This window comes from Mesorhizobium sp. M2E.F.Ca.ET.209.01.1.1, from assembly GCF_004010375.2.
GTDB lineage: Bacteria > Pseudomonadota > Alphaproteobacteria > Rhizobiales > Rhizobiaceae > Mesorhizobium.
The window spans coordinates 1-280 of record NZ_SADP02001347.1 but is presented as its reverse complement, the minus strand read 5'-3'; the positions used below and the strand labels follow the sequence as shown (position 1 = coordinate 280).

The following is a 280-nucleotide window of genomic DNA, read 5'->3' as shown; positions in this document are numbered from 1 at the left end:
ACCGCATCGCGCTCGGCGCGCTGGCCGGCATGATCCTGGCCTGGTTCATGGCGCCGGGCACCAAGCTCGGCGGCGAGGTCACCGGCATAGGCTTCAGCCTGTTCACCTTCGCTTTCCTGTTCGGCTTCAGCCTGGACATCTTCTTCACCATCCTCGACCAGTTCGTCTCGATGTCGGTCGCCGGCATCAAGAAGTTCGGCACCTCGACGGTGGCTTGAGCGATACACGCAAACAAAAAGGGCGCCGCATCGCTGCGGCGCCCGCTGTCGTTCAAGTCGAC

1 protein-coding gene is annotated in these 280 nt (G+C 63.2%); it reads left to right on the top strand.

All coding sequences use genetic code 11. The features are described from left to right. A partial coding sequence (locus tag EN852_RS41620) for a hypothetical protein (protein ID WP_210238347.1) occupies positions 1-218 on the top strand: 218 nt, incomplete at its 5' end. Positions 219-280: the final 62 nt, after the last annotated feature.